We start from the raw sequence: 25,335 nt of genomic DNA, 5'->3' as shown, positions 1-25,335 counted from the left end.
TCCATCGCATAGGGTGGGTCAGCGCCAGCGTATTGGTGATTTGCCGGCGATGACGTCGATCTGCTGATGATAGGTCGACCTAGAGTGTTCCTAGCCCAGGCTGATTTAGGTGCACTTGTGCGGCATGATGCACGGCACCGCCTCTGAAGGTCAGCCACAGGCAGACCGAGATTTCCGCCAGTGCTGCCGGCATCACCGCGAAGGGCGAGATCGCGGCCTCGAATTCGGGCATCACGAACACCACGAACAGGTCGGTCCAATAGCCCGCCAGCGCCAGCATCATGACGACACCCAGCAGCCGCGGCACGAAGCCCGAGCGATAGAACAGCCAGCCGATGGAAAAGCACCAGGCGCCGAAGAAGATCCCATTAGCCGTGTAGCCATAGGCATGCATGTCCATAAGGAACGCCACCATGTCCTGCACCTGCTCGGGCGGGAAGCTCGGCAGGGCACCATTGACCAAGAGCAGCGCGCCAAAGTGGTAGACCACATTGGCTCCCATCCAGGGGAGGCGCAGCAGGTTGAGGAACAGCGCCAGCAGCGCCATGGGCCGATTGACCGATTTGAGCAGCATCCAGAAAGCCAGCCCCAGCCAGGTATCGAGCAGCAGCACCAGAAGGTCGGCAATCCCGGCCAGGCCATAGAGGGTCTGGTTGGCGGCGATATTGGCCATGGTCTGGGCGGCATCGCCATCCACCACCATGCCGGTCCGTACCGAAAATTCGGCAAAGCCTGCCAGCACTGCGACCCCGAGATAGGCAAGCCCCGCCGAGCGGGCCCAGTTGAAGGTGTTTTCAGTTTGAATGGTCATCGTTTCATCCTCGAAAGGGGCGAGCGGCAGCCACCGGCCGCCATGGCCGGTGCACGATGTCGCCGCTATGGGAAGGAAGATCAGGCCGCGAGAACCGCGACGTCGGCATGGGTGATTTCGAGCACGACATTGCCGCGCTTGTGACCGCTCTCGACATAGCGATGCGCCTCTGCCACCGCATCGAGTTCGTAGCGCCGGTCGATTACCGTCCTCAGCGCCCCGTCCTCAATGAGCGCCCTGACCTCGCCCAGCCGTACCCGCAGCTCGGCATGCGGCAGGAGGCCCGTGGCCGAAAACTTTGCCTTCTGGCGCCCGAACTCGCGTGTCCAGAGCATGGTGAACAACAGCCCCAGTCCCAGCACCGGTGAGAGATAGACGCCGTCCGACTTGAGCGCCTGCTTTGCCTTGCTGAACGGCACCTTGCCCACAGTGTCGAAAATCACGTCATAGGCACCGCGCCTTTGGGTGAAATCCTCGCGCCTGTAGTCGATCACGTGATCGGCGCCAAGCTCGCGCAGGAATTCGGCATTGCGCCCGCTGGCCACCGCCGTGACCTCCGCGCCCAGATGCTTGGCCAGTTGCACCGCCGACGTGCCCAGACCACCGGCCGCGCCATTGATCAGCACCTTCTGCCCAGGCTGGATATTTACCAACCGCGTCAGGAAATTGTGCGAGGTCAATGCCCCGTCGGTCACTGGCGCCGCATCTTCATAGGACATGGTCATGGGAATGGTCTCGACGACGCCGTCTTCGGGCACGCTGACAAACTGGGCGTGAGTGGCAAAACCGATGCTGGTTTCGCCGAAGACGTCGTCACCGAGCTTGAAGCGGGTCACCGCCTTGCCCACTTCGACGATCTTGCCGGCAAAGGCGGTGCCAGGCACTGGGGCCTTCGGCTTGCGCCAGCCCAGGAAGGCCCGGCCAAACCAGGGCGTGCCGGTCCGCATCATCACGTCCGCCTGTGTCACCGCGCTGGCATAGATCTTGACCAGCACCTCATTGTCCCTGATCTGCGGGCGCGCAATCTCTGCAACGCTCAGAACTTCGGGGCCGCCATAGGCCTTGGCCACAATCGCTTTCATCTGTCTTCTCCACTTGGCTGCACCGCTCCGGTGCCGATGGCCAAGGGATAGGCCCGACGCGTCCTCTGCAGAATTGACTAAATCCTGTATTCCGGTATGCACTTTTGCATGGATTGGAGAAGCGTCAGATTTGACTGGAACCGCGCCCGGGCCTTTCTGGTGACGGCCGAGGAAGGCTCGTTGTCGGCCGCCGCCCGCGCTCTGGGCATGGCGCAGCCGACGCTAGGCCGCCAGGTCGAGGCGCTGCAGGAAGAACTGGGCGTTGTGCTGTTCGAGCGCACCGGCCGGGGCCTCGAACTCACGCCCAGCGGCCTGGATCTGCTCGAACATGTCCGCACCATGGGCGAAGCCGCTGGCCGTCTCTCGCTCGGTGCCTCCGGACGCGCCCAGGCGCTTGAAGGCACCATTGGCATTACCGCCAGCGAGATCGATGCCGCTTTTCTCCTCCCGGGGATCGTGCAAAAGCTGCGCCGCACCGCTTCGGGCCTTACCGTCGATCTCATCGCCAAGAATTCTGCCGCCGATCTTCGCCGCCGCGAAGCCGATATCGCCGTCCGCAACTTTCGCCCCGATCAGCCCGAGCTGATCGCCCGCAAGATCAAGGACGTCACCGCCCGGCTCTATGTGTCCGAGCGCTATCTGGAAGCTTTCGGCCGCCCGCTGACCCTCGAAACTTTGCCCCAAGCCGATTTCATCAGCCTCTGGTCACCTGAGATTTATGTCGCCGGCCTCGTCCAGGCGGGCCTACCCGTTGATCGCAGCAACCTGACCGTGCTCACCGACAGTCACCTTGTGCATTGGGAGATGCTCAAGGCGGGCGCCGGCATCGGCGTGGTTCCCGAGTTCCTGGGCGAGTGCACCCCCGGCATTGTCCCCGCCTTCGACGGCGCCTACACGCCGTTCACCTTTCCGATCTGGCTCACGACCCATCGCGAACTTAACACCTCGCGCAGGGTGAGGATGGTGTTCGACTTTCTGGCGGAGGAACTGGCGCGCTCGTGAATTGGCTTTGCCGCGCCTGACGTCGGTACGGGCACCGCCAGAACCGACCTCTCGAACCGCAAGGTCGACCAGGAGGATGCCCCGGTTCGTGTCCACATCTCATCGAGCATGGGAACCGATACAGCAGCATTTGCGCGGGCCTTGGCGAGCGCAGCCGGCCCATTCGCCTTGGCGGATTAACGCGGCACTAAGGATATCTGCGGTAACTTGAACCCTTAGCAGAATTTGTAGACCGCACTCCACGGGACATCGATGCGCGACTTCGTTCCGGCCCTGATATTCTCCCTCGCGGTACTACTGATCACCTTCACAACCGTAGCGGCGGCGCCCGAACAGGGCGAAATGGCGGTGGTGTTCCCTCCCTTCACCAGCGAACAGGCGGCCTGGACGGCTATACTTCAGGCGGGTGCCTTTGTCGTGGCACCAACCCGTCTCTCAAACATCGTAGTGATTTACGCCCCTTCCGCCGACTTCCAGCAACGTGCCCGTGCGGAAGGTGCCCTGCTGTTCGTTAAGGCCGAAGGCCTTTGCGCGCCCCTGACTCCCAAGGAACTGTCATGACCCTCCAAACTATCCGCCAACGCGCCACAGGTGCGGTCGCGTTGCTCGGCATCGTGCTAGCCATCGCAACTGTTTGCACGGAATGGCTCGTGCAGGGCGAGCTTTACATGGCCAGCGCTCTCGCCGGCCTTGGCGCTCTTGTCATGATCGTATCCTACGCGCTCAATCGACAGTCGGCGTCTTCTCGCTACCTGGCAGTCGCGGTGATGATGGGCGAAGTGATGGCGCTGCTTATTGCCGCGCGCGGCACGCAGTATCAGGTCGACATGCACATGGCCTTCTTTGCCGCGCTCGCCGTCTGCGGGCTCCTGTATGATTACAAGGCCATCCTGTTGGGTGCCGGCCTCGTCGCGGTGCATCATCTGGGCCTGGGCCTGTTGGCCGACACCCTTGTGTTCTACGGTGGCGGCGGTATTGGCCGCATTCTGCTTCACGCCGTTATCCTCGTGATCGAGGCTGCAGGGCTGATCTGGATGGCCATCAACACCCATCATCTGTTGAACCTTGCCGAGGAAAGATCGGAACAGGCGCAGGCCAGCGCCAAGGAAGCGGAGCTGCTGGCCCATGAGGTTGAAGAGGGGACTATCGTGCGTCGCCGTGAGCGCGAGCAAACCATGAAGCAATTGTCGGAAGACTTCGGTCGCGTCGTCAACGCGGCAGTCGACGGCGATTTCTCTGATCGCATTACTACCCACTACGACGATGCGACACTGGCCAGTCTCGCCAAATCGATCAATCGCCTGGTCGAGACCGTCGGCGGCAGCATTGCGGAAACTGGCGTGGTGCTGTCCAACCTGGCCCACTCTGACCTAACCACTCGAATGCACGGCACCTATCGTGGCGCCTTCGCGCAGTTACAGGAAGACACCAATGCCCTCGCCGAAAAGCTCGAAGGCGTCATGTCCTCGCTGCGGCGCGCACTCGTCACCCTGCGCCTCGCAACTGGAGAAATCCTGTCCGGCGCCAACGACCTTTCCGACCGCACCTCGCGCCAAGCGGCGACACTTGAAGAGACCTCGGCGGCAATGGAGCAGTTTGCATCAACAATTCGCGTGAATGCCGAGCGTGCCAAAGATGCCGACGCCAAAGCGCAGGCGGTCAGTGCAACGGCTCGCAAGGGCGGCCAAGTGATGAAGCGGGCGACCGAGGCCATGGAGCGGATTACTGCGTCCTCTGGCAAAATCTCCAACATTATCGGCCTGATTGACGACATTGCATTCCAGACCAATTTGCTGGCTCTGAACGCCTCTGTTGAAGCTGCCCGTGCCGGGGAAGCAGGCAAGGGCTTTGCCGTGGTGGCAGTTGAGGTGCGGCGCCTGGCCCAGTCGGCCGCCCAGGCCTCCGCAGACGTCAAGGCGTTGATCGAGCAGTCTGCGGGAGAAATCGGACAAGGTGCCAATTTGGTGCTTGAAGCCGCCGGCACACTCGGCACCATTGTCGAAGAGGTTGATGCCAATGTCACGCTGATGGAAGGGATCGCTCGTGACAGTGCTAGCCAGGCTTCCGCAATCGAGGCTGTCAGCCAGTCGGTACGCCGGCTCGACGAGATGACCCAGCGCAATGCGGCACTGGTCGACGAAACCAATCGGGCAATCGAGCAAACAGAGGCGCAAGCAAGCGACATCGAAGCCGCGGTATCCGGCTTCAAACTGCGTGAAAAAACCATTTCCGCGCTCGGTTACGCTGCCTGAGGAGGCTTGTTCGAAGCAAGGAACGCACCCGGACTATCGTTGATGCGCCCCATTTCGGTCGTTCAAGCCACCAGGTCCAATACGTTCTGCTTCTGCCCGCCGAGGTAGCGCGGTGGATTTCGAGCTACAAGGCGAGGTTGGCGGCCGGCCACTTCGTCCTAGCTTACCATCGTATCTAGTCACATCGACGGTAGACCAGCGGCGTCGTCCACCTTGCGCTGCCGGTCATCAAGTCGACCGAATAGGCGAAGAACTCGTCCGGGCCGGTCCACACCGCAATACTGCTTTCTCCGCTTGGCGGATACCAGGTCGTGCGGCCAGAAAATTCGTGCAACTCGAACTGCACCGTGGTGCCGCTCGGTGAGGCGTAGAGCAGATTTACCTCATCAATAATCCTGAGGACGACAGGCATCTCGCAGCGCACGACCGGATCGCCATTGATCATGCCCTCGCCCTCGGGAAATCCGACCCACCAGGAACCGGCAAATGGTTCGGCCACCCCATTGGCAATACCGGTCACCCCTTCGCGCGGAAATTCAGCAGCGCGCGGGGCTGGCAGGAAAGCAATCAGACCCAGCATCGCGACAACAGCCACGAGCGCCAGCCCTCATGCAGTGATGATCTTGTTGCGCATTTCAGGCCCATCGCACAATAGTGCATTTGACTTGCAGGTTTTGCCCGCAATGCTTGAGGTCTAGGCAATTGCGCCGCTTTAGGACATACCCGGTTCTGAGGATATGAGCTGACTTCGAGCCTGCCTTCGTCGCTTGCCAACTCATAGACGGCCCGCTCGGCCGGGCAGTCGTCTGCAAGCACTGGGGGCGCCCCCAAGCCCGCCAGGGCCATCAGGACGGCCGAACCAAGCCAGCGAACCAGGCCGCATGCGCAGACTTGCCCTTCGTCCTTGGCGGACTGTAGCGCTAGCCTTAGCTCAGGGGGCGGGAGTGCCTAGCATCTTCTGCAGGAAGGTCCGCGTGCGCCCTGGTGGGAAGTTCGATAAATGGCCGAAGGGCTCGTAGCCGGCTCGTTGATAGGCTTGAAGGGCATCCGGATTGAAAGTGTCAATGTAAGCTCCGTGGCAACCGCGACGGCGCGCTTCTGCTTCCGCCGCCGCCAGCATCGTCGCGGCCAGCTTTTGGCCCCGCTGATTTTCGGCGACCCAGAGCCATTGCACATAGAGCCAGCCCCAGGCGGTGTGGCCGGAAATGCCGGCGACGATGTCTCCAACTTCGTTGCGCAGAAGTACAGCGAGGGGACGACGCTCCGACGGTCCAACGTCCGCGTCGTTGAAGGCAATGAGCGACCTGCCGATGACGTCGATATCTTCCGGCTCGGGGGCGTCCGTCACTTCGAGGGTCAGGTCACGCATCGATCAGGCCGCGAGAAGGCCGCCGGTCAGCGGATGCGGGGCGCCTGTCGTGGTCGGGAAACTGATCGGCAGGCCTCGCAACACCCGCACCGCGAGCAGGGCGAAGCACTCGGCCTCGACCGCGTCGCCGCGCCAGCCCACGGTTTCTGCCGGAACAGCTTCCGCCTTCGCGCGAGTCTGCAGCATCGCCATGATGGCCGGATTGTGCCGTCCGCCACCGCAGACGATCAGTCGTTCCGGGCGCTGCGGCAAGAGGTCGAGCGCCTTGCCAACGGCGCCGGTGGTAAAGGCCGTCAGCGTTGCCGCGCCGTCTTCGGCATTCAACCCCTCGGCCATGGTGGCGAGGAAATCGAAGCGATCGAGCGATTTTGGATAGGGAGCGGAGAGGTGAGGGTGTGTCAGCAGACGCGCGAGGCGCTCTTCGTCCACTTTGCCACGCAAGGCCATTTCGCCATTGTGGTCCATATCGCCAAGGCCCAGGCCTTTGACGAAATCATTGATCGGTGCGTTGGCGGGTCCGGTGTCGAACGCGATCAACTGGTCGGCGCCATCCCAATAGGTGATATTGGCCACGCCGCCCAGATTGAGCACGGCGGTCTTGCCATCGCGGGCATCGAGCAGGCGCAGCAGTGCGCGATGATAAAGCGCTGCCAGCGGCGCGCCCTGCCCACCGGCGCGGACATCGGCGGAGCGGAAGTCATAGGCGGTCCTGATGCCGGTCAGTTCGCGCATCAGCACGCCATTGCCAAGCTGGCGGGTGGCACCGGTCCGGCCCGGCTGCGGCGCGCGATGCAACACCGATTGGCCGTGAAAACCGATCATGCCGATCTCTGCGGGGGTGAGACCGGCCTCTTTCACCAGATCTAACACTGCGGCGGATTGGGCCCGTGTCAGCGCGTCTTCGGCTTCGGCAAAGACGGCCGGCTCCGGGCCGTCAAAATTCCACTTGCGGGCCTGCGCCAACGCGTCTTCCAACAGCTCACGGATCGCTTGCGAATAGGGTGCCAGCGTATAGGCGCCGAAGCGCTCGATGGTGTCGCCATCCGTGCGCAGCAACGCCACATCGATATTGCCATCGAGTACCGTTCCGGTCATCAGACCGACCGACCAGATCGGTTCGGCTTTTACCTCAGTCGACATTGATCAGGTCTCCTACGGCGCGGCGCAGCGGGATGATGCCGCTGTCGAAATGACGGGTGGGGTGAACGCGATTGGTCAGCAAGGTCCAGGCGTGGCCGCGTTCGAAGTCGAGCCACAAGCCCGTGCCAGTGAACCCGGTATGGCCGATGGTCTGGGGCGAACAGTGCTCGCCGCCTGACCAGCCCTCATAAGGACGCTCCCAGCCATGGGTGCGGCGGGCTGAAAGCGGGGTGCGGATCAAAGCGTCAGGCCCGGCTGCGGTCAATTTTTCGGCGGCGAAGTCGAGCACCGACGCGACAGTGCCGAAGAGCCCGGCGTGACCGGCGCCTTGCAGGGCCGAGCAATTGTCGTCATGCACCTCACCCACCAGCACGCGATGGCGCCAGTAGCAATCCTCGGTGGCGGCGGCCTTGTCCGGTTCGACCGACCAGGCAAAGCCATTGCCGGGGTCCTGCTCGCGGATCCACTTGCCTTCCAGCCGCTCCAGCGCCAGGCCGAGCAGGATGAAATTGATGTCCGAATAGACTGAGGGGCCCGCGGCAAATTCATGCTGCAACAGGAAGGTGCGCAGCAGGTCCGGATCGCGCCCATAGGTGTAAAGCGGAAACACGGCCGGGAAGGGGGTCTGATGCCCCAGACACTGCCGGAAGGTGACCTTGCGCTCCCAATTGTCGAGATTGTAGTGCCGGAAATCGGGCAGCACGCTGGTGAGCGGCGCATCGAGATCGATGCGTCCTGCTTCGGTGAGCGCCAGAATGCGTTCGGTGGTGAACAGCACCTTGGTCAGCGATGCCAGATCGAACCAGGTCTCCTCGGTCATAGGGCGGCTGGTTGGAACGGTCTGCGCCTGGCCCATGGCCCGGACTGCGCGGTCCCCGTTCCGGTCGACCACACCCAGCACGCCGCCCGGAATGCGGCCGGCTTCAATGGCGGCGGCCAGAGGGGCGAAGGCGCGGTCCAACTGGGTCTCTATATGTGTCATGGCGTGTCCTCAACGCGAACGCGATGATCGTCTCCGGCCTCGCGCCATTGCGCGGGCGATGGTTCAAAGCCGGGCGGGCGCACCAGGGATGGCACCTGCGTCATGTCAACGGCGAAGCGTTGCTTGCGACGCTCGATAGCCGGGACCGCCGCGATCAGGCGCTTGGTATAGCTGTGCTGCGGATCGGACAGCACCGCACGCGCCTCGCCCAATTCGACAATCTGGCCGGCAAACATCACCGCGATCCGGTGGGCAATCCGTTCCACCACCGCCATGTCATGCGAGATGAACAGATAGGCCAGGCCGAATTCCTGCTGCAGATCGACCAGCAGTTCGAGCACCTTGGCCTGCACCGAGACATCGAGCGCCGACACCGCTTCGTCCAGCACCACGACATCGGGATTGAGCATCAGCGCGCGGGCGATGCACAGACGCTGTCTTTGGCCGCCCGAAAACTGGTGCGGATAGCGGCTGAGCGCGTCTTGCGGCAGGCCGACACGGTCGAGCAGGAATGTCATGCGCTGGCGCAGCGCGTCATCGCGCCGCTGCCCATTGGCAAGAGCCGGTTCGGCCAGCAATGCCTCCACATTCAGACGCGGATTGAGCGAAGCGAACGGGTCCTGGAAGACCATCTGCACCGGACGGATGCTGCGCCCGGCTTCGGTGACAATTTCGCCACGGGTCTTGCTGTTCAGGCCCAGCAGCGCGCGTGCCGTGGTGGACTTGCCGCAACCGCTTTCCCCCACGATGGCCAGCGTCTCGCCGGGCACCAGGTCAAAGCTCACGCCATCGACGGCATGGATTGCGCCCTTGGGCTTGAACCAGGCCTTGCCCACCGGAAAGCGCACCACGAGATTGTCGACCTTGACGATCGGCGCATGCTGTTCCGCCCGTCGGCCGTCGTCCCGCACCGCTTTGCCTGAGGTGAAATGCGGCACGGCGCGCAAGAGGTGCCTGGTGTATTCGTGCTGGGGATTGTCCAGCACACCATCGGTTTCCCCCTGCTCGACCGCGACCCCGTTCTGCATCACCATGATGCGATCAGCGATGCCGGCGACCAGGCCAATATCATGGGTGATAAAGATCATCGCCATGCCGGTTTCTTCGCGCAATTCGGCCAGCAGGGCCATGATCTGGGCCTGCACCGTCACGTCGAGCGCCGTGGTCGGTTCGTCCGCGAACAGCAGGCGCGGGCTGGCGGCGAGGGCCATGGCAATCATGATGCGTTGCCGCATGCCGCCAGAGAGTTGGTGCGGATAATAGCCGAGCCGGGACTGGGCGTCGGGAATGCGCACGCGCCCCAATACGTCCAAAGTTGCCTTGTGCGCCTGCGCGCCGGTGAGGCCCTTGGACAGGCGGAACGCCTCTTCGATTTGCGCGCCGACCGTGTGCACGGGATTGAGCGAGGTCATCGGCTCCTGAAAGATCATGCCGACGTCGCGTCCGCGAATGCCCAACAGCGTTTTTTCATCGGCTTGGGCGACATCAAGTACCGAGCCATCGGAACGCGTCAGTTGGATCGACCCATGGGTAATCCGGCCACCGCCGAAATCAACCAGCCGATTGATCGAAAGGGCCGAGACCGACTTGCCAGAACCCGATTCCCCCACAATGCCCAGCGTCTCGCCGGGGCCAAGGTCAAAGCTGACGCCCTTGACCACTTCATTGGCCTTGGGATTCTGGCCGAAGCCAACGCGCAGGTCCCGGACTGAAAGCAGACCGCTCATACTTCCCTCCTCTGGGTGCGCGGATCGAGAATGTCGCGCAGGGCATCGCCGGTCAGGTTAAAGCCGAGAATGCCCAGCATGATGGTGACGGCCGGAAAGATCATTAGCCAGGGCGCATGTGTCATCAGATTGCGGCTCTCCGCCAGCATCAGGCCAAGCGAGGGGGTCGGCGGCTGGGTGCCGAGACCGAGGAAGGATAGCCCCGCTTCGGTGAGCAGCGCCCAGGCCAAAGCCAGCGTCACCTGCACGGCAAGCGGGGCGACGAGGTTGAGCAGCAAATGCCGGGTCAGGACATAGCCCTGCGAGCTGCCGAACGTACGCGCCGCATCGACGAAATCGCGCTGCTTGAGAGATAGCGCCGGACCGCGCACCACGCGGGCGAAGATCGGGGTATAGACGATGGCAATGGCGACCACGCTGGTCATCGTGCCCGGGCCGACAATGGCAATAATCAGCAGCGCCAGGAGAATCGCGGGGAAGGCCAGCAACACGTCCATGACGCGCATGAAAATGCCGTCCCATATGCCGCCCCACCACGCCGAGAGCAGGCCGATGATTGTGCCGGCAATCGTAGCAATGGCCACCGAGGCAAAGGCGATCAGCATTGACTGGCGAATGCCCACCATAAGGCGGCTGAAGGCATCGCGGCCCAGCAGGTCTGTGCCGAACCAGTAGGTGCCGCTGGGCGCTTTCAGCCGGTCGATGGCGAAGAGCTTGAGCGGGTCATGCGGGGTCAGGCCCAGCGTGCCCAGAATTGCGGCGAGCAGATAGAGCCCGATGATAACCAGGCCAATGCGCCCGGAGGGGTGACGGAACAGCGATGACAGCATTTTGCCCATCAGCGCCTCCCGATCCGGATGCGCGGGTCGAGGGCAACATAGGCGAGATCGACGAGCAGATTGACCACCAGGAAGTTGAAGGCAATGAACAGCACCGTGCCCTGCACCAGCGCATAATCGCGCTGGGTGATGGCATCGAGCACCAGCCGGCCAAGACCGGGCAGGGCGAAGATCTGCTCAACGATGACGGCGCCACCCAGCAGATAGCCGAACTCGACGCCGGACAGCGTCACCACGGGGATGAGGGCATTGGGCAGGGCGTGATGCCAGATCACGCTCATCGGCGAGGCACCCTTGGAGCGTGCCGTGCGCACATAATCATCGCTCAGCACATCGAGCATGGCTGAACGCGAAATGCGGGTCACCGAGGCGGCAAAGGCAAAGCCGAGTGTGATCGCCGGGAAGATCAATTGTCCGATGCTGGCCAGGGGATCCACGAAGAGCGGCGTGAAGGTACCCATGGCCGGCACGAAGCCAAAGAACACCGAGAGCACGTAAATGATGAGAATGCCGACAACGAAATTGGGGGTCGACTGACCCAGCATGGCCAGGACCCGCACGACGAGATCGCTGGGACGCTCATTGCGCGACGCGGCAAGAACCCCAAGCGGCACCCCGACGCTCAGCGCAATCACCATCGACATCAGCGAAAGCTGCAGGGTGAGCGGGAAGCGCTCGAGGATCACCGTGAATACCGGCTTGCCATAGATCGAGGAAATGCCCAGATCGCCCTGGAACAGGCCGGTGAGCCAGCGCAGATATTGCGCCCAGATGGGTTGGTCGATGCCGAAATATACCGACAGGGCCTCGCGCTGAACCGGCGTCAAAAGGCCGGCCTCGGTGCCCAGCATGGCGGTAATCGCGTCGCCCGGCACCAGCCTGATGGCGACAAAGACAAGAATGGAAACCCCGAGAAGGATCAGCGGGAAGGTCAGCAGGCGCTGAACCACATAACTCATGGGACGTGATCCGAATGGGACCGGCCCGAAGGCCGGTCCGTTTGATTTTGGACTATTCTACCGAAACGTCGACCAGGCCGAACAGCGTGCCGGTCGGCGAAGGCGTAAAGCCCGAAACGGTGTCGCGCTGGGCGGTGTAGCTATAGCCGGTCGAGAGCCACAGCCAGGGTGACTGCTCGGCCAGGCGGCTTTCAAAAGCCTGGAAGATTTCCACGCGCTTGGCCGGATCGGTTTCCGCCTGCCCCTGCTTCATCAGGCTGTCCAGTTCGTCATCCGGGAAGTTGGAGACGTGGGCCAGATTGCCTTCATTGGTGAAGTAGCGGTTGTACATCGGATAGGGGTCCGGACGGCCACCATTCTGGGCCACCGCCATGTCGAAATCCCCGGCGAGCCAGGCGTCGACATAGACGTTGAGCTCCATCATCTCGATTTCGAGATCGATACCGATCTCGGCGAGCTGGGCCTGCAGCACCTGTGCTTCTGATGCAGCGACCGGCGGTTCGCCGGTGGCAGCAATGACCGTAGCCGAGAAGCCGTCCACGCCCGATTCAGCCATCAGTTCCTTGGCTCGATCCAAATCCTGCTCGTAGCAGAACAGGTTGGCCGGATCCTGCGCGAAAGCCGGCATGGTCAGCGGTCCGGTCACCTTGCCCTCACCAGCCAGCGCCGCGTCGATGATCTCCTGCCGGTCAATGGCGCAGCTCATGGCCTGGCGGACCAGGAGATTGTCCATCGGCGGGCGCGAGGGGTTGAGCTGGAGCACGTTATAGTTCAGCACACCGACACGGTTCAGCTCGAGACCGGCTTCCATCGGCACGAGCGTTGCGACCAGCGGGTCGTTGAGCAGGGCAAAATCGGTCTGACCGGCGCGCAGCGAGGCCAGGATCGCCATTTCGTCGGGCAGCACCGAGATAGTGATGCCGTCAATGGCGAGTTCGCCGCCAGCCCAGTGCTCGTTGGCGCTCAGCACTTCGCGGGAATTGGGTTCCCAGCTTTCCAGTACAAACGGTCCCGAGCCCACGGTTTCGGTGCCAATCGTAGCCGCCTCGATTTCGGAGGCAGGCAGGACGGCGGCGTTGATCGTGGCCATGGCGACCAGGATCGGCACGTCGGCGGTCGAGAGGTTGAACACCACGGTCGCATCGTCCGGCGTATCGATGCTTTCGATCGAAAGGAAGTTCGACCGGGCCGCAGCCGAGGTGGCTTCATCGAGCAGACGCTCGAACGACGCCTTGACGTCGGCGGAAGTTACGGCCGTACCGTCGGAAAATTTGGCATCGGAATCGATGGTGAAGGTCAGCGTCCTGGCGTCCTCGGCGAACTCCCAGCTCGAGGCGATGGCCGGCACAACATTGAGATCGGCATCCAGGCGCACCAGCGGCTCATAGATCAATTCGAGCAGGCGGAGCGAGGAAAAGGCGGTTTGCTTGTGCGGATCAAGGCCGGTGGCGTCCTGCGCCCAGGCCATGCGCAATTCGGCGGCCTGCGCCGGCAGCATGGCCGAAACCGAAGTCAGAGCCGTGGCAAGGGCGAGGCCGGCCATTAGCGTCTTGGGTGAAAACTGGTTCATCGATGTTCCCTCACTGTTGAGCCGGCCCCGCTTTCGGGAGCCGTGCCAAGGTCGTCAGGTGCCTGGCCAGCCAGAATGCGAGCGCCGGGCCAGCCGCACCAACCTCTGTGACAAGCCTATGAAGTCCCGGTCCGGGCTGTCAATAATTTTCACGCTTGATGAAAGTACTGAACTTTTGTTTCAATGGGCGGAGCAGCAAGGTTCGGCTAGGGTCGCGCCGCCAGGCCGCCCCGGACTGAGGAGGGCGGGCCGAAGGGGAATGGAATTGGGTATCCAGTCGACGATCGAAGCGTCCGCGGACAAGTTCACGCCGGCCATGCAGCGCGTGGCGACGGTGATCCGCGACCAGCCCCGTATCGTGCTCGATCAGACCATTTCCGAACTGGCCGAAAGCTGCGGCACCTCGGTCGCCTCGGTGGTCCGCTTCTGTCGCACGCTGGGCCTGTCGGGCTATGCGCAATTGCGCATGAACCTCGCTACAGAGCTTGGCAAGGAAGCCGCCCAGTTCGGCACCGATCTGATGCTGGGGGCCGAGATCGCCCAATCCGACACCTTGCAGGAAATGGCCTCCAAAGTGGCGTCGCTGGAAATCCTGGCGATCGACGAAACCGTTTCTGGTCTCGACTATGGTGCCCTGGAGCGCGTGGTGGCCGCGGTCGATCAGGCCGACCGCATATTGCTGTTTGGTATTGGCGCCAGCCAGTTCGTGGCTCAGGATCTGCATCACAAATTGTTCCGTATTGGCCGCAATGCCTTCCTGCTGGCGGACCCGCACGAGGCCTGGACTGCAGCCTTGCTCTCGCCTCGGGGCACGGTTGCCCTGGGATTCTCCCATTCGGGCGCCACCGCCGACACAGTGCGCTTTCTTGAAATCGCCCGCGACGCCGGGGCGCTCACCGTGGCACTGACCGGCGCGCCGGATTCCGCTCTGGCAAAGGCTGCTGACGAGCGCCTCGTAGCTCGTGCCCGCGAAAGCCGCTTGCGCGCCGGCGCCATGGTCAGCCGCATCGCCCAACTGGCCATTGTCGATTGCCTGTTTCTGGGCGTCGCCAGCCAGCGCTATGAGCAGACCGTGGATGCGCTCAAGCGAACGCGCGATGTGACGCATCCGAAGTGATCCGCGCCTGACGCTCAGCCGCCCCAGAGCGGTGAGGCTGCACCGGCAATCGTGCCGCGCTCGTAGTTCAGCCCGTTGGGCCTGTCTCGCTCCAGCAATAGCGGGCCGTCAAGGTCGATCCAGCGTGCCCGTGCCGCCAGCAGCCGCGCCGGCAGCATGGAAAGCGAGGTGCTGACCATACAGCCAACCATGATCGACAGGCCCAGTGCTTCGGCGCGGGCGGCCACCGCCAGGGCCTCGGTCAACCCGCCTGTCTTGTCGAGCTTGAGATTGATTGCGTCGTAACGTCCGACCAGCGCTTCAAGTCCGGCAAGGGCATGCACGCTTTCATCGGCACAGATCGGAACCGGGTGATCAATCTCTGCCAGAGCCTGGTCTGCATTAGCAGGCAGCGGTTGCTCCACCAGCTCGACCCGGCAATGAGCACAGATATCGAGCAGCACCGACAAATCATCGGGGTGCCAGCCTTCATTGGCATCAACCACCAGGCGCGTATCGGGTGCCGCGGCACGCACGGCCCCAAGGCGTTCGGCATCACCGGGGGCGCCCAACTTGATCTTGAGCAGCGGCAGATGCGCGGCCGGCGCCGCCGCTTCAGCCATGGCATCGGGTGTGCCCAGACTGATGGTAAAGGCGGTTTCGATTTTTTCTGGCAAGGAAACAGAGGCAAGCGCGGCGACCGAGGTGCTGCTTCGTCTGGCCTCCAGATCCCACAGGGCGCAGTCAAGCGCGTTGCGCGCGGCACCCGGCGGCAAGGCATTCTGCAAAGCGGCGCGGCTCATGCCCGCAGCAAATGCCGGGGCCAGCGCCTCGATAGCAGCAAGCGTGTCCTCGGGCGTCTCGCCATAGCGAGCATAAGGCACGCATTCGCCGCGCCCGATATGGCCGTCTTGGTCCAGCCGCACCGACACCACGACCGCTTCGGTCTTGCTGCCGCGCGCGATGTTGAAATGTCCGGCAATCGGAAAGCGCTCGATGGCAGCGCTGAGATGCATGCTCATGGCCAGCTCAGACGGGCAGGGGCGGGAAGAAGTGGTTGTCGGCGACCTTGCTGACACCGGGCTGTGGCAGGACGAAGCCCCCGGGCGGCAGTATTCAGCGCATGCCCAGGCGTGCGCCTGCAGTTCTGCGGCTTTTCGGCTATCGTAGTCAGATCAACAAGCAGGGCCACCTTGCCGCCTGTTTACCCGGCCGCGCGCGGCTGGTGCTGGGCGGCGGCGCGCCGCAGGAAGCCGTCGGCCTCGCGCAGCGCCACCTCGCCATCCGCCGCATTCAGGCCGGTCAGCGCCATCAGGATCGCCAGCTTCACGTTGTTCTTGCTGGCCACCAGGAACGCGTCGGCTTCCTCGGCCGTGCAGTCGGCTACTTCGATCAGGATCCGCGTAGCGCGGGCGGCCAGCTTCTCATTGCTGACCGACAGGTCCACCATGAGATTTTCGTAGGACTTGCCAATGCGGACCATGCTGGCGGTGGTCAGCATGTTGAGCACGAGCTTCTGTGCTGTGCCCGATTTAAGCCGCGTCGAGCCGGTCAGCGCCTCGGGGCCGACCAGCGGCGAAATGGCAATGTCGGCCATATTGGCGATGGCCGAATCCGGGTTGCAGGACAGGCCCGCCGTGACGGCGCCAACGCTCTTGGCATAGTCGAGCCCACCGATGACATAGGGGGTGCGCCCGCTGACCGCGATGCCCACGACCACATCGCGGGCGGAGACGTTCACTCGCCGGAGGTCATTGCGGCCCTCTTCGCGGGAATCTTCGGCGCCCTCGATCGGGTGGCGCAGCGCGCGGTCGCCCCCGGCGATCAGTCCCACCACCATGCCTTCGGGCACGCCGAAGGTTGGCGGACACTCCGAGGCGTCCAGCACGCCCAGCCGTCCGCTGGTGCCGGCACCCATATAGATCAATCGACCACCGGCCTTGAACGCTTCGACAATGCAGTCGACAGTGGCGGCAACCTGCGGCAGCACCTGGCGTACAGCCTCGGCGACCTTCGCATCCTCGGCATTCATCGCCGCCACGATCTCGCCCGACGACATCAGGTCGATCTGTAGCGTGTTCGGGTTGCGGGCCTCGGAAACGAGCTGTTCCAGCTCAGCCATCAGGGTCGTTTTTGCCATTGTGCCTATGCTCAAATTCCACGCCGATGCTAGAAGTGAATATTCCGGGTGTCAACGAGACATGGAATATTGTATTCCAAAACGATGATGCCCGGGGGATATGTCTCTGGTGAGACATGAGGTGCGCCGAGGCACAAGCAGGTTGCAATTTGAGAGACGTCGGCTTTAGTCCTCGAGAACGAGGTGGCTGGACCGGCGGCACGGGAACGCAAATGTCGATACTCAAGGTCCTTGGCGCCAAGCTGGACACGATGACCCAAGCCGATCGCCAGATCGCGCAGTTTATCATCGATCATCCCGAGCAGATGCTGACCCTGTCATCGGCGGCTCTCGCCGAAGCGACCGGGCGCAGCCAGTCCAGCGTCGTCAAATTCAGCCAGAAGCTGGGCTATGCCGGATATCAGCAGCTCAAGCTTGCCGTAAACAAGGCCAAGGCGCTGGAGTGGCATGCCCCCGGCGGGGTCATTCACGGTTCGATCGATGCCAGTGACAGCTATGTCACCATTCTGCAAAAGCTGATCGGCTCCAAGCTGCTCTCAATGCGCGAAACGCTGGCCGCCAATAATGAGAAGACCATCGACCTGGCGCTGGAATCCTTGGTCAATGCCCGGAAAATACAGCTCGCTGGCGTTGGGGCCTCGTCGCTGGTGGCCAAGGATTTTTCCTATAAGCTGCTCAAGCTCGGGCGCATGGCGCTGATCGACAGCGACAGCCATATCCAGATCTCCAACGCCTCGGCGCTTAACGGGGACGATGTGCTCTTCGCCCTGTCCCACTCCGGCCGCAGCGTTGAAACCCTGCGCATCGCCGAGATGGCCCGTCAGCGTGGCGCCAAGGTGATTTCGATGACCGGACTACAGCCCAACCCATTGCTCGAACTGGCCGATATCCATCTTTTCACGGTCGCTGATGAGGAGCGCGTGCGCTCCTCGGCCATCACCTCGCGCGATGCGCAATTGATGCTGATGGACATGCTGTTCATCCTGATGATCCGCATGCAGGCGGATGCGCATGACTTTATCCACAATTCCGAAGCCGCCGTGACGGTGCTCAAGGCCCGCTAACCGCTCGGCAATCGGCCTCCCGTCATCAAGGGCGGCGCGCATGTCATTGCCGGCCTGGAGTAATTTAATATTCTTGACACTTGGATTTAGCGGAATTTACTATTCCAGCAAACGCAGGTTCGTGAGGACCTATCCAAGGGACCCGCCACCGGCGGGATGGACGGAGAGAGCAATTGGCTCAGCTATCGCTTCGCGGCATCAAGAAGCGCTATCGCGAGACCGAGGTCTTGCATGGAATCGATCTGGAAATCGGTGACCGCGAGTTCGTCGTCTTTGTCGGCCCTTCGGGTTGTGGCAAATCCACATTGCTGCGCCTGATTGCCGGGCTTGATCCGATTACCGATGGCGAATTCGTGCTCAATGGCAGCCGCATGAACGATGTGGCGCCCTCGCGCCGCGGCATCGCCATGGTGTTCCAGTCCTATGCGCTTTACCCGCATATGGATGTCTATGAAAACATGGCCTTTGGTGCCCGCCTGATGGGGCTCGACAAGGCCGAGGTCGAACAACGCATTGCCGACGCCGCGCGCATGCTGCGGCTGGGCGAACTGCTCAAGCGCCGGCCGCGCGAACTCTCGGGAGGCCAGCGCCAGCGCGTCGCCATCGGCCGGGCGCTGGTGCGCAAGCCCGACGTGTTCCTGCTTGACGAGCCCTTGTCCAATCTTGACGCCGCCCTGCGCTCCGAGGTGCGTCTGGAAATCGCTCGGCTCCACCGCGAAATCGGCGGCACCATGATTTACGTGACCCATGATCAGGTTGAGGCCATGACCCTGGCCGACAAGATCGTGGTAATGAACAATGGCCGCATCGAACAGGTCGGCTCGCCGCGCGAACTCTATGAGACGCCCGCCAACACCTTCGTTGCCAGTTTCATCGGCTCGCCGCGCATGACGCTGGTCGATGTGAGCCGCGACGGGGATCGCCTCGCCGTCGCCAATGGGGGAGCCGTGGCTGTCGGCGCATTGCCGGATGCAATGGCGCTCAAGCTCGGCTTGCGGCCCGACGCAGTGCACCTCACCCGTGGCCCGGCCGAGGGCTTTGCCGCCCAGGTCGTCTATACCGAATATCTGGGCGACAACGCTTATGTCTATGCCCGGCTGGCCGATGGCACGCTGCTCTCGGCCCGCACCACCCCCAACGATCTATTTGCGCCGGACGAAACGGTGACCGTAACGGTCGAGCCGGGCGCCGCGCATTTCTTTTCCGCCGAGGATGGCCGGCGGCTGACACCCCGAGCCGGGCGTCGGGACAAGACCACCAAAGAGAACTCGCAAGGAGAGGGAACTCCATGAAGACCAATCTGATACGCATCGGCGCGGCCCTGGGAGCCGTGCTCGTCGCCGCCCCAGCATTCGCTCAGGATCTGACCCTGTGGAGCTGGCGCCAGGAAGACCGCGCGGCCTATGAACAGTTCATCGAGACGTTCGAGGCGGCCAATCCGGGCATCACCGTGGACTTCGAAACCTTCGAAGCCACCAATTACAACACCATTCTGTCCACCGCCCTGGCCGGTGGCACCGGTCCGGACCTGGCCATGGTGCGCGCCTATGGTGGCCTCGAAAACGTCGCCTCGGCCGGCTATCTCGAGCCACTGAGCACCGAAACCGTGCCGGCCCTGGCCGACTTCTCCGCCGCGTCGCTGGCGGCCGAAAGCATGCGCTCGGACGGCCAGATCTATGCTGTGCCCTTTGCCAGCCAGACCCAGTTCGTCATCTACAACAAGGCGATTTTCGACGCCAACGGCCTTGAAGAGCCGCAAAGCTGGGCCGACCTGGAAGCCCTCGCGCAGTCGCTCAAGGATGCCGGCGTCATTCCCTTCGCCAACGGCACCGCCACTGCATGGCAGAACGAGACTGTCACCTTCGGTCTCGGCTCCTCGCTCATGGGCAAGGACTTTTATGAAGAGCTGATCGCCGGTGAGACCGATTTCACTGATGAGCGCTTCACCTCGGCTCTCGGCGAAGTCGCCGACATTGCGGCCGACTATTTCCCCGATGGCTTTATCGGTCTCGACTACCCGTCGGCCCAGCAGCTCTTCGCCTCGGGTATGGCGGGCATGTTCATCGGCGGCTCCTATGAGCTGTCCAACTTCAAGAACCAGAACCCCGACATCGAGCTTGGCATGTTCGCCGCGCCCGGCGAGACTGCCGAGGACGAAAAGCTGGTGGCCGTTTATTTCGACGGTGGCTATGCAGTGAATGCGGCCAGCCCGAACAAGGACGCAGCGATCACCTTCGTCAACTATCTGGCCAGCCAGGAGTTCGGCCAGGCTTTCGCCAACACGCTCAACAACATCTCGACCGTGCCGGGCGTGACCTTCGACAACCCGCTGCTGGGCGAAGTGGCAGAGCTGAACCAGTCATCGATCCCCTATCTGATGCTGGCGCATTTCCGCTATGGCGAACCCTCCGGCTCGGTGCTGATCCAGGGCGAGATGCAGAAGCTGTTCGCCGGCGAAACCACGCCCGAAGCCATTGGCGAAGTGCTCACCACGGGTCTCGCCGCCTGGTACGAGCCCTTCCAGAACTAAGGCGGTCTCCCTTCGCCTGCATCTCCTCGCACCCCCACCTGACCTCCCCTGATAGGGGGAGAGACCGGCTGGTGGGTGTGAGGAGATCACTCAAATACTCGATGCGGCTCCTCCCCCTTCTGCAGGGGGAGGCTGGGTGGGGGTGAACCCTCACAGAAATTCAAAGCGAGCCCAAATGCCCAAACTTCGGATGACAGGCCGCGGCCTCTGGATCACCGCACTGATCGTGCCGCCGCTGGCCTTTGTGGCGCTGTTTATCGTCTATCCGATCATTTCGGCCTTCGCCTATGCCTTCTTTGACTGGCAGGGCCTGAAGCGCCTCGATTTCGTGGGCCTGGAAAACTTCCGCACGGTGCTGTTCGTCGAGCCCTATCGGAGCTGGACGCTCAACGCCTTCAAGAACAACATCATTGTCTTTTTCGCGCTGATGGTGCTGCAGAACGGGCTGGGCTTCATCCTGGCCTATGCGCTCTGGCGCGAATTGCCCGGCGCCCGTTTCCACCGCATTGCGGTGTTCCTGCCCGTGGTGCTCTCCACCATCATCGTCGCCTACCTGTTCAAGCTGTTCTATCACCCGCTGTTCGGGGTGGTGAACATCAGCCTGCGCGGTCTGGGGCTTGATGGGCTGGCGCAACCCTGGCTGGGCCAGAGCGGCACGGCACTCTGGAGCATCATTGCCGCCCAGGCCTGGCATATGGTGGGCTTCCCCACCCTGGTGTTCCTCGCCGGCATGCAGCGCATTCCGGGCGAGATCCTCGACGCCGTGCGCATGGAAACCCAAAGCGAGTGGGTCAAGATCACCCAGATCGTCTGGCCGCTCGTCGCACCCAGCGCCACCATCGTGTTCACCCTGCTCTTCGTGGGTGCCTTCAACTGGTTTGAGCTGCCTTACATCATGGGTGGGCTGGATGGGTCGCCCTTCGGCTCGACCGATGTGCTGGGGCTCTACTTCTACCGCACGGCCTTTGGCAATGTGTCAGCCGGCCAGCAGGATTTCGGCCTCGGTTCGGCCCTGGCCGTGCTGATTTTCCTCTTCATCGCCGCCATCGCCACGGTCATCACCGTGCGCCTGCGCGCCAGGGAGATCCAGATATGAGCACCGCGACCACCACTGCCATGGCCTATCAGGACCGCAGGGGCATTCTGGGCACGCTGGGCCGCGACGGACTGTTGCAGATCATCCTGATCGCCAACACCATCATTATGCTGGCGCCCATCGTCATCATGGTGTTTTCGGCCTTCAAGACCACGCCGCAGATCTTCGCCTCGCCTTTCGGCATTCCCGATTTCACGCAAGTGGGCAACTTCGTGAAAATCTGGACCCAGACCAATTTCCTGCGCTACCTGCTCAATTCCTTCGTCGTCACCGGCGCCTCCATGGCGCTGATCCTGACCCTGGGCACCATGGCGGCCTATGCCATTGGCCGCTATGCCTTCACCGGCTCGAACTTCATCCTGATGTTCTTCCTGGCCGGGCTGACCCTGCCATTGAAGCTCGCCATCATCCCGCTCTTCATGCTGATGCGCGATCTCTCGATCCTCAACAATCAGCTCTCGCTGATCTTCGTCTATACCGCCATGGGCCTGCCCACGACGGTCTTCATCATGACCGGCTTCATCCGCACCCTGCCCAATGAACTTGAGGATGCCGCGCGCATGGATGGGGCCTCCGAAGCGCGCATCATGTGGTCGATCATGCTGCCGCTGGTGCGTCCGGCCATGGTGATTGCCGGCATCCAGAATGTCGTGCCGATCTGGAACGACTTCTTCTTCCCGCTGGTGTTCATCCAGAATGATGACCTGAAAACCCTGCCCCAGGGGCTCACCACCTTCATGGGCGAATACACCACCGATTGGGGTGTGCTGTTCTCGGGCCTGACCCTGTCTGCCGCGCCGATCATCCTCATTTACATCGTGCTCTCGCGCCAGTTCATCGCCGGCATGACTTCGGGCGCCGTAAAATGAAGCTGCCGAGGGGACTGATCGTTTCCTGCCAGGCGCGTGCCGACAATCCCTTGCACGGTCCCCAGTTCATGGGCGCCATGGCCCTGGCCGCCCGCGACGGTGGCGCCGTGGGCATCCGCGCCAATGGCCCCGCCGATGTTGCCGCAGTGCAGGTTGCGGGCCTGCCGGTCATCGGCATCCACAAGGTCTTCTCCGAAGACCATCCGGTCTATATCACCCCCAATTTCGAGGCCGCTGCGGCGATCTGTGCGTCGGGCGCACGAATAGTCGCGCTCGATTGTACCGAGCGGCCGCGCGATGGTGAGCATCCCCGCGTCCTCATCCGCCGCATTCAGGAAGAAATCGGCGCCGAGGTGTTTGCCGATATTTCCACGCTGGACGAGGGGCTGAAGGCTGCCGATTGGGGCGCTGATTATGTCGCAACGACGCTTTCGGGATATACCGAGGCCACACAGCCCAAGCCCGAAGAGCCGGACCTGGCGTTGCTCGAAGCCTTGGCATCCCGGCTCGATATTCCGGTGGTGGCCGAAGGGCGTTACAATAGTCCCAATCGAGTCGCCGATGCGTTCTCTGCCGGGGCACACGCTGTCGTTGTGGGTACCATGATCACCAATCCCCGTGAGATTACCCGCCTCTTCGTCGATCGGGGCGTACCGCGGTGACCAGCGTCCATCTCGGGCTCGATGTTGGCGGTACCGCCAGCCGCTGGGTCGCGTGCGATGCTGCCGGCAGCGTCGTCGCGCGGGGCAGTGTCGGCGGGGCCACTGCGCATGTCTTTAATTCCGTCGAACGGGCAAGGCTGGCGACGGTGTTTTCCCAAGTGGCCAGCGCCCTGGCCGACCGGGGCCTGGAGCCCACGACATTCTCCGGCGGCCTGACCGGCTTCGGCGCTGCTTGCGCCGACGAAATTGCCGGTCTCGCCCGGGAGGCGCTCGGCTTGCCCCGCGATGTGGTCCTGCTCATGGATGACATCATCCTGGCCTATGCAGCGCATTTTCAACCGGGGCAGGGGCATCTGGTCTCCGCGGGCACCGGCTCAATCGGTATCCATGTCGGCGCGGGCGGCGAGGTGGTCCGGGTTGGGGGCAGGGGCATTTTGATCGACGATGCCGGCTCAGGAAGCTGGATCGCCCTTAGGGCTCTCGACCGGCTTTATCGCACGCTCGACCACACCGGATCTTTTGCTGGACAGCAGGTTCTTGCCGATCAGATCTTCGCGTTGGTGGGTGGGTCGGACTGGCACCATGTCCGCCAGTATGTCTATGCCGGCGACCGCGGCCGCATCGGCGCTTTGGCGGTGGGTGTCGCCAAGGCAGCGGAACTGGGTGATGAGACAGCACTTGAAATACTGCGCGAAGCGGGGGGCGAGTTGGCACTGCTCGTTCAGGCCATGCAAGCCCGGGTGGGTGAGCGACCCGTCGCCGTTATCGGAGGGGTCCTGACGCTGCACCCGGCGATCGGCAGTGAGGTCAGGGCGCAACTGCCCGGCTGCGATGTCTCCCAACCCACCCTAGACACCGCCCTGGCGGCAGCACACCTGCAAATGGGCGGCGCTTTGGAACCCTGGCGGGCAACACTGGCGCCTTGAGAAACCAGCACGGCAACCTCACCGTCGATCACTGCCTGCTTGCAGCCAAGAGTGGTCAGCGCTCGGGTTCACTGTTTTGGGGCGACACGATGCTTGTGTACGACAAAGCGGAAACCCTGCCGCCGTCCGTACCGTAAGGCTCCGTGGTACGCCCAAAGTGGCGTTTACTGCGATATGCCCTGGGCCGGTTGTCTGCCAAGGATATAGTTTCCGGCAGTGTGCCGGCATCTCCAGACGGTCGGCCACGCGCCCAATTCAAGACATCGAGGCGGCATTGACGGTTTCCTGTTAGCCGCCATTCGTGCGGCGGCCGGCCAATGTCGTTTTCGGGGTAGGGGAGAGGACAGTCTGTTACTGGTCGCGAGTTACTGTAAGCGGACACTGATTATTGTATCTCCTAGCCCTGCAACACAGGGGCTATATGGAAGGAGGACGGCCAGATGTTGGTTCTGATCAACGGAAACCCAGGCACCGGAAAACTTAGCATCGGCAAAAATTTGTCGGAGCGAATTGGCGGACGTTTGTTGGACGTTCACACTGTCTACAATCTCTCGTTGGCACTGGCGGACCATAAGTCTGATGAATTTTTCAGCACCATTCGCAAAATCTGGTCTCTCGCTGACGACCTTATGGCAATACTGCCCCTCCAGCAGCCGATCATCTTCACAGAGGCGCTGGCGGACGAATCCGACTGGGCCTCAGAAACCTGGAGCCGATACCTTAGATTGGCGGAAGCGCGCGGACCGCTTTACGTCGTTCACCTCCATTGTTCATTGGAGGAGAACATCCGCAGGATTACGTCGCCGGGCCGTCTCTCATCGCGAAAGCCGGTCGATGCCGATTATGCGAGACGGTGGCACAGCCTTCAGAGGCCACTCGTTGGACGAACGGCATCCAGGCTTCTCAAATTAGATGTCACCAATCTATCTGTTGAAACCGCCGCCAACCACATACGCGAATGGATAGGAGGCCAAGTGTCCGATTCCGATGCTGAGAAGCGCGAAGACGGTTGACCTGAACGTCCGCTACAAACCGTCGTCGACAATGGTTGGACCGTCTGCAATGAGGTCGGTATCTGCCGATCGGCAACGCCTCGCAAAAATGGTCATTTAGGCGGCTTCCCTATAGTAGCTGTTCCCGACCTCTGGGACGTCGCCGCCGAACATTCCGGTGCCGCCGGGCGAAGCGCCCGATTGGACGCCGGGAGGCCGACGCATGC

24 protein-coding genes are annotated in these 25,335 nt (G+C 62.5%); 12 read left to right on the top strand and 12 right to left on the bottom strand.

Annotated features, from left to right (window positions below; genetic code table 11):
* Positions 1 to 79: 79 nt before the first annotated feature.
* On the bottom strand, positions 80 to 811 hold the full coding sequence (locus ACE4RL_RS14785) for a DUF4386 domain-containing protein (RefSeq protein WP_375597871.1): 732 nt from the start codon (positions 809 to 811) through the stop codon (positions 80 to 82).
* A gap of 80 nt (positions 812 to 891) precedes the next feature.
* The gene (locus tag ACE4RL_RS14780; protein WP_375597870.1) at positions 892 to 1,893 is read right to left on the bottom strand and encodes an NAD(P)-dependent alcohol dehydrogenase; all 1,002 of its coding nucleotides are present in this window, start codon (positions 1,891 to 1,893) and stop codon (positions 892 to 894) included.
* A gap of 108 nt (positions 1,894 to 2,001) precedes the next feature.
* Between ACE4RL_RS14780 and ACE4RL_RS14775 the strand changes: the two genes are divergently transcribed.
* The 3 genes from ACE4RL_RS14775 to ACE4RL_RS14765 all read left to right on the top strand — a co-directional run bounded on the left by ACE4RL_RS14775 (position 2,002) and on the right by ACE4RL_RS14765 (position 5,147).
* On the top strand, positions 2,002 to 2,895 hold the full coding sequence (locus ACE4RL_RS14775) for a LysR family transcriptional regulator (protein WP_375597869.1): 894 nt from the start codon (positions 2,002 to 2,004) through the stop codon (positions 2,893 to 2,895).
* Between the two features lie 252 nt (positions 2,896 to 3,147).
* The gene (locus ACE4RL_RS14770) at positions 3,148 to 3,456 is read left to right on the top strand and encodes a hypothetical protein (RefSeq protein ID WP_375597868.1); all 309 of its coding nucleotides are present in this window, start codon (positions 3,148 to 3,150) and stop codon (positions 3,454 to 3,456) included.
* Positions 3,453 to 5,147: a methyl-accepting chemotaxis protein gene (locus ACE4RL_RS14765; protein ID WP_375597867.1), complete on the top strand. Its 1,695-nt coding sequence runs from the start codon at positions 3,453 to 3,455 to the stop codon at positions 5,145 to 5,147. Before ACE4RL_RS14770 ends, ACE4RL_RS14765 begins: the two co-directional genes overlap by 4 nt.
* 175 nt (positions 5,148 to 5,322) lie before the next feature.
* On the opposite strand, the gene ACE4RL_RS14760 is transcribed toward ACE4RL_RS14765, so the two are convergent.
* The 8 genes from ACE4RL_RS14760 to ACE4RL_RS14725 form a co-directional block, all read right to left on the bottom strand.
* Positions 5,323 to 5,742, bottom strand: a complete 420-nt coding sequence (locus tag ACE4RL_RS14760; RefSeq protein ID WP_375597866.1) for a hypothetical protein — start codon at positions 5,740 to 5,742, stop codon at positions 5,323 to 5,325.
* Between the two features lie 336 nt (positions 5,743 to 6,078).
* The gene (locus tag ACE4RL_RS14755; RefSeq protein ID WP_375597865.1) at positions 6,079 to 6,516 is read right to left on the bottom strand and encodes a GNAT family N-acetyltransferase; all 438 of its coding nucleotides are present in this window, start codon (positions 6,514 to 6,516) and stop codon (positions 6,079 to 6,081) included.
* A gap of 3 nt (positions 6,517 to 6,519) precedes the next feature.
* Entirely contained in the window at positions 6,520 to 7,656 is a 1,137-nt protein-coding gene (locus tag ACE4RL_RS14750; RefSeq protein WP_375597864.1) for an anhydro-N-acetylmuramic acid kinase, read from the bottom strand.
* Positions 7,646 to 8,638, bottom strand: a complete 993-nt coding sequence (locus ACE4RL_RS14745; protein WP_375597863.1) for a serine hydrolase domain-containing protein — start codon at positions 8,636 to 8,638, stop codon at positions 7,646 to 7,648. Before ACE4RL_RS14745 ends, ACE4RL_RS14750 begins: the two co-directional genes overlap by 11 nt.
* Positions 8,635 to 10,365, bottom strand: a complete 1,731-nt coding sequence (locus tag ACE4RL_RS14740; RefSeq protein ID WP_375597862.1) for a dipeptide ABC transporter ATP-binding protein — start codon at positions 10,363 to 10,365, stop codon at positions 8,635 to 8,637. The genes ACE4RL_RS14745 and ACE4RL_RS14740 overlap by 4 nt, the downstream gene beginning before the upstream one ends.
* Positions 10,362 to 11,204 (bottom strand): ABC transporter permease, encoded by an 843-nt coding sequence (locus tag ACE4RL_RS14735; protein ID WP_375597861.1) that lies wholly within the window; start codon positions 11,202 to 11,204, stop codon positions 10,362 to 10,364. The genes ACE4RL_RS14740 and ACE4RL_RS14735 overlap by 4 nt, the downstream gene beginning before the upstream one ends.
* The gene (locus ACE4RL_RS14730; protein WP_375597860.1) at positions 11,204 to 12,163 is read right to left on the bottom strand and encodes an ABC transporter permease; all 960 of its coding nucleotides are present in this window, start codon (positions 12,161 to 12,163) and stop codon (positions 11,204 to 11,206) included. The genes ACE4RL_RS14735 and ACE4RL_RS14730 overlap by 1 nt, the downstream gene beginning before the upstream one ends.
* 52 nt (positions 12,164 to 12,215) lie before the next feature.
* Positions 12,216 to 13,733, bottom strand: a complete 1,518-nt coding sequence (locus ACE4RL_RS14725) for an ABC transporter substrate-binding protein (RefSeq protein ID WP_375597859.1) — start codon at positions 13,731 to 13,733, stop codon at positions 12,216 to 12,218.
* A gap of 265 nt (positions 13,734 to 13,998) precedes the next feature.
* On the opposite strand from ACE4RL_RS14725, the gene ACE4RL_RS14720 reads away from it, so the two are divergent.
* Positions 13,999 to 14,850 (top strand): MurR/RpiR family transcriptional regulator, encoded by an 852-nt coding sequence (locus tag ACE4RL_RS14720; RefSeq protein WP_375597858.1) that lies wholly within the window; start codon positions 13,999 to 14,001, stop codon positions 14,848 to 14,850.
* A gap of 14 nt (positions 14,851 to 14,864) precedes the next feature.
* Here ACE4RL_RS14720 and dgcA read toward each other — a convergent pair whose 3' ends face one another.
* Both dgcA and murQ read right to left on the bottom strand, forming a co-directional pair.
* Positions 14,865 to 15,851, bottom strand: a complete 987-nt coding sequence (gene dgcA, locus ACE4RL_RS14715; RefSeq protein ID WP_375597857.1) for an N-acetyl-D-Glu racemase DgcA — start codon at positions 15,849 to 15,851, stop codon at positions 14,865 to 14,867.
* 182 nt (positions 15,852 to 16,033) lie between these two features.
* Entirely contained in the window at positions 16,034 to 16,969 is a 936-nt protein-coding gene (murQ, locus tag ACE4RL_RS14710) for an N-acetylmuramic acid 6-phosphate etherase (RefSeq protein WP_375597856.1), read from the bottom strand.
* A 212-nt stretch (positions 16,970 to 17,181) separates the two neighbouring features.
* On the opposite strand from murQ, the gene ACE4RL_RS14705 reads away from it, so the two are divergent.
* The 8 genes from ACE4RL_RS14705 to ACE4RL_RS14670 all read left to right on the top strand — a co-directional run bounded on the left by ACE4RL_RS14705 (position 17,182) and on the right by ACE4RL_RS14670 (position 25,129).
* Positions 17,182 to 18,033: a MurR/RpiR family transcriptional regulator gene (locus tag ACE4RL_RS14705; protein WP_375597855.1), complete on the top strand. Its 852-nt coding sequence runs from the start codon at positions 17,182 to 17,184 to the stop codon at positions 18,031 to 18,033.
* A 173-nt stretch (positions 18,034 to 18,206) separates the two neighbouring features.
* Positions 18,207 to 19,325 (top strand): ABC transporter ATP-binding protein, encoded by a 1,119-nt coding sequence (locus ACE4RL_RS14700; RefSeq protein ID WP_375597854.1) that lies wholly within the window; start codon positions 18,207 to 18,209, stop codon positions 19,323 to 19,325.
* Entirely contained in the window at positions 19,322 to 20,563 is a 1,242-nt protein-coding gene (locus tag ACE4RL_RS14695; protein WP_375597853.1) for an extracellular solute-binding protein, read from the top strand. The genes ACE4RL_RS14700 and ACE4RL_RS14695 overlap by 4 nt, the downstream gene beginning before the upstream one ends.
* Before the next feature lie 175 nt (positions 20,564 to 20,738).
* Positions 20,739 to 21,659 (top strand): carbohydrate ABC transporter permease, encoded by a 921-nt coding sequence (locus ACE4RL_RS14690; protein ID WP_375597852.1) that lies wholly within the window; start codon positions 20,739 to 20,741, stop codon positions 21,657 to 21,659.
* A complete protein-coding gene (locus ACE4RL_RS14685; protein ID WP_375597851.1) occupies positions 21,656 to 22,528 on the top strand; it encodes a carbohydrate ABC transporter permease in 873 nt (290 codons plus the stop codon). The genes ACE4RL_RS14690 and ACE4RL_RS14685 overlap by 4 nt, the downstream gene beginning before the upstream one ends.
* Positions 22,525 to 23,190: an N-acetylmannosamine-6-phosphate 2-epimerase gene (locus ACE4RL_RS14680; protein WP_375597850.1), complete on the top strand. Its 666-nt coding sequence runs from the start codon at positions 22,525 to 22,527 to the stop codon at positions 23,188 to 23,190. Before ACE4RL_RS14685 ends, ACE4RL_RS14680 begins: the two co-directional genes overlap by 4 nt.
* The gene (locus ACE4RL_RS14675; RefSeq protein ID WP_375597849.1) at positions 23,187 to 24,116 is read left to right on the top strand and encodes an N-acetylglucosamine kinase; all 930 of its coding nucleotides are present in this window, start codon (positions 23,187 to 23,189) and stop codon (positions 24,114 to 24,116) included. Before ACE4RL_RS14680 ends, ACE4RL_RS14675 begins: the two co-directional genes overlap by 4 nt.
* A 440-nt stretch (positions 24,117 to 24,556) precedes the next feature.
* A complete protein-coding gene (locus ACE4RL_RS14670; RefSeq protein WP_375597848.1) occupies positions 24,557 to 25,129 on the top strand; it encodes an AAA family ATPase in 573 nt (190 codons plus the stop codon).
* Positions 25,130 to 25,335: the final 206 nt, after the last annotated feature.

Source organism: Devosia polycyclovorans (assembly GCF_042181575.1).
GTDB classification, from domain to species: domain Bacteria; phylum Pseudomonadota; class Alphaproteobacteria; order Rhizobiales; family Devosiaceae; genus Devosia; species Devosia polycyclovorans.
This window is presented reverse-complemented; position numbering and strand designations above follow the sequence as displayed.